This is a genomic window from Desulfobacula sp. (assembly GCF_021107415.1).
Map to the genome: position 1 here is coordinate 1 of NZ_JAIOSW010000345.1, position 12,939 is coordinate 12,939.

Genomic DNA, 12,939 nt, shown 5'->3' on the forward strand with positions numbered 1-12,939 from the left:
TGACCGAAACATGCAGCAAATCGCAGGAACAGGCTCTTCTTATCAGCCTCGATAGAATACTGTCGGGCAGGGAAACGGTCCAAGTATTTCTTTAAAGTGACGTGGTTCATATCATACATGATAGGCGTCTCTACCTCCATAGCACCAACTTCAGCTGAGCGCTCCAGTACATAGGTCTCAAGCAGGCTCTTTATCATCCTGCCTTTGGGATAGAACCTCATATTTCCGCTGTCGCTGCCGGGTTCATAATCCGCGATCTCCAACCGCCTCATTAATTCCACGTGGGGTGGTGTCCTGTCTACTTCACGGCTTTTGGAAGATTTTGATGAAAAAATTGAAAAAACCATTGAAAAAATTATATCAAAGCTGGATCTTCCATCAAAATCCGATATTAAAGCACTCAATGACAGGATTGACGACCTTACAAAAAAAATAATTGATACAAATAAGTGATCATTGATCTTTTATGCTGAGTATTAAAAGCATTGGCAGGGTGAGCAAACGATACCGCCATTTAAGGCGGTATCAGCAAATTCTTGGTATTATTTTAAAATACGGCTTTGAGAACATTGTCCATGCCATGAATATTGACCGTTATATTGAATCCGGTCTTCAGCTCATTCCCTTTGTCAAAAGCCACGAAAAGGTTGAAAAGCTTTCCAAAAACCAGCGCATCAGAATGACGCTTGAAGAACTCGGGCCCACCTTTATCAAGATGGGCCAGGTTCTCTCTTCCCGTCCCGACCTCATTCCGGTTGATCTTTTAAATGAACTTGCAAAACTACAGGATCATGTTCCGCCTTTTGAATTTGAACATGTAAAAACAATTATTGCCTCTGAATTTGGCAAGCCCCATGACAAAGTTTTTAATTCAATAGAAGAAACGCCTATTGCCAGTGCTTCCATTGGACAGGTTCACAAGGCCAAAATCAATAACCAGGCCAATCACAATGACGAGATTGCTGTAAAAATCCAAAGACCCGGCATCCGGAAGACCATTGAAACAGATCTTGAAATTATGCTTCATCTGGCTTCCATCATGGGAAATAATATCGAAGAGGTTGCAGCCTTTAATCCCGTCAAAATTGTGGAAGAATTTGCCAAAACCATTGAAAAAGAGCTAGACTACTCCATTGAAGCATCCAATATGGAACAAATGGCCGACCAGTTCAAAAATGACAAAACCATCCATATTCCCAAAGTATATTTTGCCGAATCAAGTGAACGGGTTCTGGCCATGGAGTATATCAATGGAATAAAGGCTGATGACATGGATGCGATTGAATCCGCAGGGCTTGACAAAAAGCTGCTCACACGGCGGGGTGCTGATTTCATAATGAAGCAGGTGTTTGAATATGGACTTTTCCATGCAGATCCCCATCCCGGCAATATCTTTTTCATGGAAAAAAACTGCATCTGCCCTGTGGACTTCGGGATGACAGGATTTGTGGATCAAACCACTGGAGAAGTATTTATAGATCTGATCCACAGTATTACTACAGATAATTTTAAACTGACCGCAAGGCTCTTATGCGAACTGGGTGAATACGAAACCCAACCAGACCTGATACGTCTTGAAAAAGATGTGTCTCTATTTGTATCCACGCATCTTTCTAAAGCATTAAAAGATATTAAAACCGCAAAAATGCTGACCCTGTTTCTTGAACTGAGTGCCATTCATAAACTCAGAATTCCCCCGGATTTTTTCCTGATGATAAAAGCGTTTATCTCCATAGAAGGGTTAGCCAAAAAACTTGACCCTGACTTTGATATGCTTTCCCATGCCATCCCTTACGTAACTGCTGCAAAATACAGGAAGTTCAAGCCTTCAAGAATCGCTAAAGAATTCATAGGCCTTGCAAGGGAATCCTATAAATTGCTTCAGATTTTCCCCACTGATGTTCTTGAAATCATGCGTCTTACAAAATCCGGAAAACTCTCGTTCAACATGAAGATTGAAGGGCTTGACAGGATGCTGAATACCCAGGACCAGACCAGCAACAGGATTTCTTTTTCAATCATTATCGCCGCATTAATATTGGGATCGGCAATCCTCATTAATTCCGAAGCGCCGCCCATGCTTTTCGGGGTGTCCGTGATCGGGATTGCAGGATTTACTGCTGCTGCTGTTATGGGAATCTGGCTGCTGGTCGCCATTATTCGAAGAGGACGACTGTGATCACTAACTCAAAAGAATTTTGGCAATATTAATCGCATTAACATCCTTGGCAAGAAAACACCTTTACCATTTCGAATAGGGGTGATGAATCAGGTTTGAATTAAAATATCTGGAATCACCTGTTACTTCTTCCCCGATCCATTCGGGCATTTCAAATTTCTGATCTTCTGATTCAAGTTCCACTTCTGCAACTATCAATCCTTTATTTTCTCCAAAAAACTCATCAATTTCCCAGGTAAACCCCATGTAATCAAGCTTGTAACGTTTTTTTTCAATAATGGGTTTTTCAACAAGATCATCTAACATGGCATTACATTCATCTTTCGGGATCTCGTATTCATATTCAAGGCGTGTGGCTCCAACAGTAATTCCCTTGATTGTTAAAAATCCTTTATCGCTAATTGTACGAATACGAACGGTTCGCTCCCTGGCACTGTTTAAATATCCCTGTCGGTAATGAACACCTTCTGTAAGATCACGCCAGGCATCACCTTTAAGAAGAAATTTTCTTTCTATTTCCCTACCCATAAAAATATTCCTTTGCTTATTTAGTGCAACATAACCAAATATATTATCTAAAATTTTCAAACCATTAAACAATACATTTACACCCCGGACCTGTAATGGTACTTTTACCACCTAAAACCGGCCGGATATTTATTTGCGTACTGATTCTATCTTTCAAGGCTGAGATATGAGAAATAATACCAATCAATTTGCCATTTTGCTGTAATCCGGAAAGTGCTTCCAAAGAGGTTTCCAAAGCATCTTCGTCTAAAGTGCCGAATCCCTCATCAAGAAAAAGTGAATCCACACGGACATTACGGCTGGCCATATTGGAGAGTCCCAAAGCAAGAGACAGACTGACAATAAAGCTTTCTCCGCCGGAAAGATTCTTTGTGGATCTTATTTCACCTGCCTGGTAATTATCCACGATATTCAATTCCAAAGGTTGTTTTTCATCACGAATAAGCAGATAACGATCCGACATTCTTTCAAGCTGTTTATTGGCATGGGATACCATGACTTCAAATGTGATCCCCTGGGCAAAATTTCTATATTTTTTTCCGTCTGCAGAACCGATTAAAGAATGCAGTGCATCCCACCGGGAGCATTCTTTTCTATGGGCATCTACCAATTGTATTTTCTCCTGTAACTTAAGTCTTGCGGTTTTGTTGTCTAAAAGTTTCTGCTTTATGGCGCCAACTTCCTCACCAAGGGCCTTTAAGCTTTCCCTGGTTTCTATTAACTCTTTTTTCAGGTCATCAAGTGATACCTTAGTAATCTTTTTGGCGATTTCCTGATGAAGCCGGGTTTTCCTGTCTTTTTTCCGGGTTGCAATGTCAGTTAATTTTTCATCTAACGCTATAGCCCTCTTATTTAATTTGCTTCTTTCATCAAAGGGGAGTCGGAATGAAATGAATGTGGGTTCATCTTCAAAACCAAGTTTTTTGCAATGGGTCTTAAAAGTGGCCTCAAGGTTCGCAAGCTCAGGCTTTCTTCCGGCTGTATTTTCTTTTAAGGTGGCAATGCGGGTTTTTAAGTCATTCAATTGCTGTTTTATCTCATCCCGGCTGTCTCTTGCTGTTTTTTCAGCTTTTTCAGCCTTAAAAATCCGACCTTCCAACTGAGTCTCTTCTCTATCCGGATCTTTCTTACCATATAGCTCTTTACGGCCATCTGTGAGCTTTTCAAGACCTTTTTGATGAGCGTTAAGCAAGTCTTTCTTTTTATTAAAAGATTCATTAAGGGTTTTTAAAATAGCATCAAGGCTTTTTACCATCGCTATCAGTTCACTTAGATTCTTTTCGATTTTACTTTTCTGTTTTTGATAATCCTGCCAGTTTTCTTGGCGATGCCCAAGAGACTCTGAAATAACATCAAGGCCGATATCTGTAACCTCTTTTATACCGAATGGTTCCAGATTTGAAATAACTTTTCCTTTCAACTCAACAGATCTTTGTGATGCTGTTTGCAACTCTTTTTCCAAACGCTGGACATTTGCCAAAGAGTCCTCTTTTTTGTGCGATGTCTGGACAAATTGCTTGTCAGCTTCAGCCAGTGATTCAGTGGCTTTTTTTTCTCTGGACTCGTCTTTCTTTAAATTATTTTCCAAATTTTCTGCTTTTTCAATCAAACTGTACAGGTCATTGATTTTTTTCTCAATCTCATCAATTTTGGGAACATTACCTTGAGCAAAAGGATGGTGCAAAGATCCACATAACGGGCATGCTTTGCCATCCTCCAATTTTATCCGCTCATCTTCAAGGCTTTCAATCTTTCTAAGATACGCCATTTCACGCAAAAGACCGTCATATTCAGTCCGATAGTCCGGCAGCAGGCGGTCTCCTAAAAGTTTTGCAATCGCCTCGCTGGTTTGTAACACAAAATTTCCGGCTGCCTCATGCTTTTTTTTCAGTTTATAGCAGTGTGCTTCCTGGCCTTTATGCAGGTTTGTATCTGTTAAAAGCTGTTTTTTAAATTTTACGACCTGTCTTTCTATTGCCAGGCTATTTGTCAATAATATCTGCAAATTCTTAACCTGCTCATTGATTCCTGTCAGCTCTGTAACAAGGGCAGCATCATGAGCATTGGCAGACAGATAGCCTTCTATCCCGACAAGTTCCTTTTCCGCTTTTGCCTGATTGACCTTTGCCATTTGGCGTTGCTTTTTTTTCTCTGAGACCTGGACTTCAATCTTCCTGAAATCTGATTCATCGGTTTTTATAGCAGACTGCTTTTCTGAAATAAAAAGGTCCTGCGCTCTTACTTTTTTAATCAATACAAGTTCTTTTTTCTGTTCTTCTTTGGCCTTAGCCAGAATTTCCTGCGCTTTTTTTAAATCTGTTTCTTTTAACCCCAGTTTTTTTTCCTGATGGGGTACCAAGGTTTGAGAATCTGCCAAAGTCTTAAGGTCCTGCGTTTGCTGCTGCCTTTTTGATGATAAGGTTGCATAAACACTTTCCAGTTCGACAGCTTTTTGAGCATTGCGTAGTTTTGCTCTGTCCGGTTCAAATACCGTTAAGTCATTTGACAGCACCTCTGATTCCTTATCGATTTTAGACAGCTCATTTTTCAGTGCATCAATTCCTGTCAGCCACAGAATTGATTTTTCATGGTTCTCATTTTTTATGCTAAAGTCCTTTTCAATTTCCTGCTTCCTGACCAGTTCCTGATTTAATGCCGCTTCATCTTCATCACTCAAAAATACTATCCCGTCAGTCTGGGCCTGAAGTAATTCAAGTTTATTGAGTTCTGCACTCTTGCGTTCATGAACGCCTTTTGAAATCTCACTGTAAATTCCCGTGCCGGTAATCTGTTCAAGAATTGGAGCTCTTTGGTCCGGTCCGGCGGAAAGAAATGCAGCAAACCCTCCCTGAGCCAGCAACATGGACCGGGTAAACCGGTCAAAATCCATTCCTGTCTCTTTTTCAATCCTGACTGCAACATCCCGTTTCTTTGACTCCAGAACCTTACCGCTTTTCATATCCGATATTTCATGCCGCGAGTCTATAAGGTTACCATCTGCTTTTTTGCGGGCCTTGTGCTGGCTCCAGTGAGACCGGAACTCTTTTCCCTGGGTTTCAAAGGTCACTTCAGCAAAGCATTCCCCGGTTTGCCGGGACATGATCTCGTTGGTGGTTTTAGTAATTGATTTTAACCGCGGGGTTCTGCCGTAAAGCGCAAGACAGATGGCATCCAGAATAGTTGATTTGCCCGCACCGGTAGGACCTGTAATGACAAATATCCCGTCAAAAATATACTCGGGTGTTGTAAAATCTATTGCCCAGTCCCCGTAAAGTGAATTGAGATTTTTAAATCGAAGCTCAAGAATTCTCATGACCTGCCTTTATTATTCCGCATTTATATCTTCTTCCCGGAGAAATGTGATGATCTCGCTGTACGCCTGAATCAGTGCCGGACGTTCAGCCACTGCCACCTCATATGTATCCAGCAAGCGGTTAAAGACGTCGGTGACATCCAGGTCATCCAGCGTATCCTCCTGACAGGTTTGACGGATGACTCGTTCAGCAAGGCGTTTGTTTTTTATCCGGCGGATCTCCATACCGGTATCTGCAACGGCCTCCTGGATAAGCCCTCTTAAGTCACCGGCAATCTTGTTCCCTGTGTATTCAATCTCCAGCCACGCACTGCTGCCTTGCGATTTCAGCTCAAATATTCTTTGGATAATCTCATCCATCCCACCGGATAATCTTTCTAAAACCTGGAAACAGGGAACATCATGAAGTATGACATTTAAACCTTGTTTTTTCAAATCAACCATTACAACACTTTTCTTTTGGTTTGCTTCTCCATACCCCATGGGAATCGGCGAACCTGCGTATCTGATATGCTCTGATTTTCCAACGCTTTGCGGAACATGCAAATGTCCCAATGCCACATAATCCATACAATCGGGGAAAATATCTTTACCGACATGGGCCAGAGAGCCAACATAAAGCTCTCTTACGCCATCTCCTTCAATTGTTTTCCCGCCGGCCGTAAAAAGATGTCCCATCCCAATAATAGGAACAGCATCGTATTTTTTTTGTTTTTCCTCTGCAATCCTACAGACATCGGCATAATGTCTTTGCACACCTTCAATAAGATTGGTATTCTTGTCTTCTATGCTTTCACCGGCCTTTACAACCCGGATATCCCGATCCCGCAAATAAGGGACTGCACAGACGATAGCCTCCGGAACATCAGAAATTCCTTTAAGGAGAATGACCTCATCCCCGGGATTTTCAGTAATCGACCCGACAACATGAACATTCAAAGCCCGCAAGAGTTCCTTTGGTGCATTTAAAAAAGAAGGGGAATCATGGTTGCCCGAAATAATCACAACATGACGACAACCCGATGCAGAAACTTTACACAAAAACCGGTAATAAAGCTCCTGTGCACGGTTGCTGGGTGTACTGGTATCAAAAATATCACCGGCAACCAACAATGCATCGACACTTTCAGTTTTAACAAACTCCGCCAGCCAGTCGAGAAATGCTGAAAATTCATCATATCGTTTCCGGCCATATAGTGAACGGCCGATATGCCAGTCTGAAGTGTGAAGAATTTTCATGAGATCAAACTATATATTAATTATTAGAAAATCAACATTTTTTCAATAACATAGAGGGGTATCTCGGCCCTAAGGTTTATACTCAATAATTTTTTATAAATTGTTCAAGGGCATCATCAAATATTGCTAATAAATAATACGGCATGGAATACAGATAAAATATTTTTCCTGACTGAAGTTGTATTTTATGCAATCATAGGTTCTCCCCTGGGTGGGTTCCTATCAGATGTATGGATGAAAAAAAGAGAAAATGCCCGCCTTTTGTTCCCGGCCGTATCATCCATTCTCACCGGAATCCTTCTCTTTATCGCCTTTGGCTTTTTACAGGGAAACCTTCAATATTTTGTCCTGTTTCTCATCGGCATGACTGCCTTGGCTTTTGTCCCCTCCGGTGTAGTCGTGACCCAGGATGTTGTGCACCCGGGACTTCGCGCCATTTCTTTAAGCCTGAATGATTTATTTTATCAGCTTTTATTCACTCTCCGGACCACACTTACCACGTTATTTTCTTTTCACAATTACCAGTGTCATATCATCTTCAGGTATTTTGCTTCCGGTATAATTTTCAACACTTTCCATAATATTATCTAATATTTCCCTTGCAGTTTCAGCATTGTTTTCCTTTAGTATTTTCCGGATGCGTTCCTTTCCAAACATCTCACCCTTGCTGTTTCTTGCCTCCCATAGTCCATCGGTTTCAAGGATAACCATCTGACCTGCTTTAAAACCCCTTCTTTCATATTCTGTGTACTGAAAATCACCGTCAATACCCAGTGCTATGCCTTTTCCTTTTAATTCTTCAAAAGAATCCGTCAAAGAATCATAAAATATTGCGGGTTCATGGCCAGCGCGCACCCATTCAAGGGTATTTTTTCCATACTCAACAGATAAGAAAAAAAGTGTTATAAACCGCCCTGAATCTTCAACATCCCTGCTGAATTGGAAATTAACATCATTGACAATACTGGCAAGACTTCCCGGAAGAGCAACACGCTGACGCATAAAAGCACGGGTTGACGCCATGAGCAGGGCTGATGAAATACCATGTTCAGAGACATCGCCCACAACAATACCGATCTTTTTGCCGGCCGGATCTGTTGGGTAAATATAATCATAATAGTCTCCCCCGGTTTCATCGCTGTATATGATTCTGCCCGCAATATCCAATCCTTCAATTTCAGGTTCCTTTTCCGGCAGTAGACCCTGCTGAACTTCCCCTGCCAGGGCAAGTGACTGTTTTATCTGGTAACGATCCCTTAAGCCCTCTGTCATTTTATTAAAATTATCGGCAAGTATCCCAAGCTCATTGTTATCAGATACCTTCACAGAAGCGGCCAAATTACCCTTCTCAACCTGCTCCATGGCATTTTTCATTTCAGTTACCGGTTTGACAATGATCCTTGAAAGAAGATGTGAAAGGATCATGGCAAGGGAAAGGTCCACAAAAAGTATAAATATAATTAAATTACCAAGGCTGGAAAGAATTATTTCAGGATCGGTTCCCACCATCTCTTTTGCCTTTGAATAAGACAGCAGTGCAAGGTCTGTTATCGGAATAAAAGAAGCAAAAACAAAAGTTGTCATTATTCTCAGCCGCAAACTAAGCCGAAACACTCCTTTGATTTTTACCAGGCCTCCTGTGGGAAAAAAATACGGCATAATTTTTCGACAAAAATTTTCCATAATAAAAAAGATCATGGCAACAGTAACGATTCCGCCTATGATAGTTCCTGCAAATGTCCGCAAGACATGAAACCAGATGTCAGTTGTGAGATTTGAAAACCCGTTGTCAAAGAGAACCATACTGCTCATAATTATGGATGCCAATCCCCAGTTGAACAATGAGGTCATGGATGCTGCAAATGGCAGATTAAGGATTTTTCTCTGGACTGTTTTCAAAAGGGCTGACTCCGTATGCCTGCGCATTGATTTGAGCTTGATATATCTGTCAATATCCCTGAACCATTTTCTGTAAACCGTAACCCCGATGAATATCAGAAAAACAGTCATGACCATTGGAACTAAAAGCTCATCTGCAAGACTTGTATAGATAATGGAAGTATTATCAAAAAACATAAAATAAAGGGTTACAAACAGTGCCCCGGTCAAATTGGCCAGTATCTGCACAAAAAGGGACATTCTGCCCAGGTATTTACCGACCTTCACCCATGTAATGTCTTTATGATCATCTTCTTTTTTCATAATCTTTTTTTTTAATACAGGTTCCCTGCAAACTTTTAATCAAGATTAAGATTAGGAATACCAGATAAAAATTCATCTGTCTTTTGAACATTTTCTCAAGATATGGTTATTCTATACCAATCCAGGTCGGTTTTTTCAACCAAAACCAATATGAACAATATTTGAATTAATGTTAAAAATCCCAATGCAACCAGTAACAAGACCTTTTATGATTTCTTTAAACTTGTGAAGTTTCCAAGCCTGTGCTAATAATAAATACTTAGTGCAATGGCAAATTTAAGAGGTATTAATGAAGGATAATCCCTGTCTTCGTATCGGGCATTTAAAAATTGTTGACCATCTTATTTTAGGCATTGCCGATCTTCAACTAAAAAATAATGAAATAAACCTTAGTCATTCAACCCTTGAAACACTTGCCATGAATTCATGGGAACAAGTCTGTGACGGTCTAAAAGAAGGGGATATCAACAGTGCATTTATCACTGCCCCGCTGGCAATGGATCTTTTTGCAAAAGGTCTTGATATCAGGGTTTTAATGTTCACCCATCGATCCGGCAGCGTGATTGTTAAAAACAAAGCCGCAGGCATAAACAATATTGCTGATTTTAAAGGCAAGACTGTTCTTGTTCCTTCAGAACTCTGTATCCAAAACATGCTCCTTCACAGGCTATTGTCCACTGTTGGACTTAAGCTCGGACCTCATGACGATATCAATGCAGACGTAGCAGGTGAAGTTGTCAACCCGTTTCTGATGACTGAATTGTTAATGAATGACCAGGATGATGACATTGCTGGATTTGCCGTTGCAGAACCCTTTGGCAGTGAGGCCGTTGATAAAGGAATTGTCACAAAAGTCTGTACTTCTCAAAGTTTATGGAAAGATCATCCCTGCTGTGTCTTTGTCCTGAATAAATCCTTTATGGGACACTATCTTGAAGCGGTAAAAGAAATCATCTCTTTATTTATTCAAACCGGACAACGCATTGAAAATGCAAAAGACGATGAAATTCTTTCCATGGCACACCATTTTCTTGGGCAAAAAAAAAAAGTAATCCAACAGGTTCTTTTAGAAACAGGCATAGGCTTTAATCCTTCCTTATTGATTCCGGATATTGAAGCACTGAATATTATTCAGAACTATATGACAGACGTCATGAGGGTCTTAAAAAATAAAATCGATATGAATCACTTTGTGGACAGCACATTTATAACAAACACACTATCGGAAGCCGGGCAGTGAAAATAGAAATTGAAAAAGTAACAAAAATTTACAATAAATCGGCAAAATCCGATCATATTGTGCTGAAAGATATCACTTTTTCCATTGATGACGGTGATTTTGTCATTATACTGGGAGAATCCGGTTGTGGGAAAACAACACTTTTAAATATGCTGGCAGGGCTGGAACGGCCGACATCGGGAAAAATTTATATTGATGAACAGGAACTCAGCGGCATACATCCGTCCCGTGCAATGCTTTTTCAGCAACCCACATTGATTCCGTGGTTAAATGTAAAAGAAAATGTGGCTTATGGGTGCAAATTACGAGGTGATACACAACAGCTTGATTATCGGGTCAATCAATTTCTCGAAATAATGGGAATTGCAGGATTTGCCGATGCAAAACCCAACCAGCTGTCCCTTGGTATGGCCCAGAGAGCCTGTCTTGCCCGCGCTCTGGTTGGACTTCCGGATGCACTTTTATTAGATGAGCCCTTTGCCTCGTTGGACACCTTTACCCAGGCACATATTCAGGAAGAGCTGGTAAACTTATGGCTTTCCGAACAATTTACCGCTGTATTTGTCACCCATGATATTGATGAAGCCATCCGAATGGGAACCAAGGTCATTCTTCTGGCAGGAGAACCGGCTGATATTAAAGATATTTTTGAAATTAATGAGGAATACCCAAGGGATAGAAATAATCCTAAATTTAAAGAAATACGTACTAAAATCCTTGAAAGGTTTAAAAACTCCTATCTGGCCAAACGGAGTCTTTTATGAAGAAGGATCACATCAAACCTCATTCAAGACGTCAATTTCTTAAAACTGCAGCTGCAGCCTGTTCAAGCCTGTTTCTTCCCTCCAGCGTCACCGCCTTTAAAAAAAATGAAACCATTCGACTGGGGTATCTTCCCATAACCGATGCCACACCCTTGCTTGTGGCCCATGGCCTTGGATATTTCTCAGATGAAGGACTTGTGGTTGACAGACCTGTTATGGTAAGATCATGGAATATACTGATTGAATCATTCCTTGCAGGCAAATTTAACTTAACACATATGGGATGAGATTTAAACAAAAAATACCGGTGAAGGTTCTTGCCTGGAACCATACCAATGGGAGTGCGGTTACGGTGAAGGGTGATTCCGATATTCACAGCTTCAAAGACCTTGGCGGCAGACAGATTGCCGTTCCTTCCTGGTATTCCATGCATAACCTGATCCTGCAGATGGGTATCCGGTCACAGGGATTAAAACCTGTGATAAAGCCGCAATCGGCCAGGCTTGCCAAAGATGAAGTTAACCTGTTTATTCTGCCGCCGCCGGATATGCCCACCGCCTTGTTAGGAAATAAAATTGACGGATATATTGTCGCAGATCCTTTTAATGCGCTGGCCCAGGTAAAATTTAATGCCAGAATCATGAGGCTTACCGGCGATATCTGGAAGAATCATCCCTGTTGTGTCATTGCTGCCAATGAAAATTTTATAAAGAACAACACTGTATTAATACAAAAATCCATGAACGCAATTGTTCGGGCTCAGGCCTGGTGTATCAATAACCCAAAAGAAACCGCCCATCTATTAAGTCGTAACGGTGGAGGATATCTGCCAGTCTCCAAAGATGTTTTAAGCAAAGTGTTTGAGAATCCTGAAAAAAGTGAGGTTACTCACCCGGATTGGGATATAGCAAGGATTGGATTCCAACCATTTCCTTTTCCCTCGGCCACACGATTTACGATTGACCAGATGAAACAAACGCTTGTGGAAGGAGACACTCTTTTTCTTAAAAAATTAGACACCTCAATGGCAGCTGATGATCTTGTGGAAAATCAATTTGTTACAAAGGCTATAGATGAAATGGGCGGCATTAACCAATTTTGCAATTGTAGTCTGAGCCAACCCTATACAAGGGAAGAAGTCATTGAAATCAATTAATCGATTCATATACAAAGATCCCAGGCAAGTCGGGCTGAATGCTGTTTTCGGCAATCGTAATTTTGGCTGGAAATTTGAACTGATCGGGCTTTTGATTTTTATCTGTTTCTGGATGGCAGCCGCAAGTTTCATTGTTACAAGACCTGAATTTGCACAATTTACTGGTTCTTCCCCCGGCCCAACCTTTAAGGCCCTGTTTGCAGCCACCCAGGAAAGCAAATTCGGGATAACTGTACTTGCAAGTTTAAAAAGAAGTATCATTCGCATAGCCCCTGGAGCGGTTATGGGTGTTGCAGTCGGTATTATAGTCGGGTTTTA

12 protein-coding genes and 1 pseudogene are annotated in these 12,939 nt (G+C 41.0%); 8 read left to right on the forward strand and 5 right to left on the reverse strand.

Translation table 11 applies throughout. From position 1 onward, the window contains the following. The coding region (locus K8S13_RS17475) for a hypothetical protein (RefSeq protein WP_367172715.1) at positions 1-404 on the reverse strand (404 nt) is incomplete at its 3' end. Between K8S13_RS17475 and K8S13_RS25780 the strand changes: the two genes are divergently transcribed. Next, on the forward strand, positions 367-453 hold the full coding sequence (locus K8S13_RS25780; protein ID WP_367172714.1) for a hypothetical protein: 87 nt from the start codon (positions 367-369) through the stop codon (positions 451-453). The genes K8S13_RS17475 and K8S13_RS25780 overlap by 38 nt on opposite strands. 13 nt (positions 454-466) lie before the next feature. Continuing rightward, positions 467-2,179: an AarF/UbiB family protein gene (locus K8S13_RS17485; protein WP_291464508.1), complete on the forward strand. Its 1,713-nt coding sequence runs from the start codon at positions 467-469 to the stop codon at positions 2,177-2,179. 63 nt (positions 2,180-2,242) lie between these two features. Here the strand turns inward: K8S13_RS17485 and K8S13_RS17490 are convergent, their stop codons facing one another. The 3 genes from K8S13_RS17490 to K8S13_RS17500 form a co-directional block, all read right to left on the reverse strand. Continuing rightward, positions 2,243-2,707 carry a CYTH domain-containing protein gene (locus K8S13_RS17490; protein WP_291464510.1) on the reverse strand — a complete coding sequence of 155 codons (465 nt, stop codon included), beginning with the start codon at positions 2,705-2,707 and terminating at the stop codon, positions 2,243-2,245. A gap of 64 nt (positions 2,708-2,771) precedes the next feature. After that, positions 2,772-6,020: an AAA family ATPase gene (locus K8S13_RS17495; RefSeq protein WP_291464512.1), complete on the reverse strand. Its 3,249-nt coding sequence runs from the start codon at positions 6,018-6,020 to the stop codon at positions 2,772-2,774. Between the two features lie 12 nt (positions 6,021-6,032). After that, positions 6,033-7,259 (reverse strand): exonuclease SbcCD subunit D C-terminal domain-containing protein, encoded by a 1,227-nt coding sequence (locus K8S13_RS17500; RefSeq protein WP_291464513.1) that lies wholly within the window; start codon positions 7,257-7,259, stop codon positions 6,033-6,035. Positions 7,260-7,382: 123 nt separating this feature from the next. Here K8S13_RS17500 and K8S13_RS17505 point away from each other — a divergent pair, with 123 nt between their 5' ends. Continuing rightward, positions 7,383-7,850: a hypothetical protein gene (locus K8S13_RS17505; protein ID WP_291464515.1), complete on the forward strand. Its 468-nt coding sequence runs from the start codon at positions 7,383-7,385 to the stop codon at positions 7,848-7,850. On the opposite strand, the gene K8S13_RS17510 is transcribed toward K8S13_RS17505, so the two are convergent. Further along, positions 7,761-9,461 (reverse strand): PP2C family protein-serine/threonine phosphatase, encoded by a 1,701-nt coding sequence (locus tag K8S13_RS17510; protein ID WP_291464516.1) that lies wholly within the window; start codon positions 9,459-9,461, stop codon positions 7,761-7,763. The two genes, K8S13_RS17505 and K8S13_RS17510, sit on opposite strands and share 90 nt — an antisense overlap. A 289-nt stretch (positions 9,462-9,750) precedes the next feature. Between K8S13_RS17510 and K8S13_RS17515 the strand changes: the two genes are divergently transcribed. From K8S13_RS17515 to K8S13_RS17535, 5 genes and pseudogenes are all read left to right on the forward strand, one after another. Then, a complete protein-coding gene (locus tag K8S13_RS17515) occupies positions 9,751-10,701 on the forward strand; it encodes an ABC transporter substrate-binding protein (RefSeq protein ID WP_291464518.1) in 951 nt (316 codons plus the stop codon). Further along, on the forward strand, positions 10,698-11,465 hold the full coding sequence (locus K8S13_RS17520; RefSeq protein WP_291464520.1) for an ABC transporter ATP-binding protein: 768 nt from the start codon (positions 10,698-10,700) through the stop codon (positions 11,463-11,465). Before K8S13_RS17515 ends, K8S13_RS17520 begins: the two co-directional genes overlap by 4 nt. Further along, positions 11,462-11,752, forward strand: coding sequence for an ABC transporter substrate-binding protein (locus tag K8S13_RS17525; RefSeq protein ID WP_291464522.1), 291 nt, complete (start codon positions 11,462-11,464; stop codon positions 11,750-11,752). The genes K8S13_RS17520 and K8S13_RS17525 overlap by 4 nt, the downstream gene beginning before the upstream one ends. Further along, positions 11,749-12,621 carry an ABC transporter substrate-binding protein gene (locus tag K8S13_RS17530; RefSeq protein ID WP_291464524.1) on the forward strand — a complete coding sequence of 291 codons (873 nt, stop codon included), beginning with the start codon at positions 11,749-11,751 and terminating at the stop codon, positions 12,619-12,621. Before K8S13_RS17525 ends, K8S13_RS17530 begins: the two co-directional genes overlap by 4 nt. Continuing rightward, positions 12,608-12,939 (forward strand): annotated as a pseudogene (locus K8S13_RS17535) (ABC transporter permease); the annotation flags it as partial. The gene K8S13_RS17530 and the pseudogene K8S13_RS17535, both read left to right, overlap by 14 nt.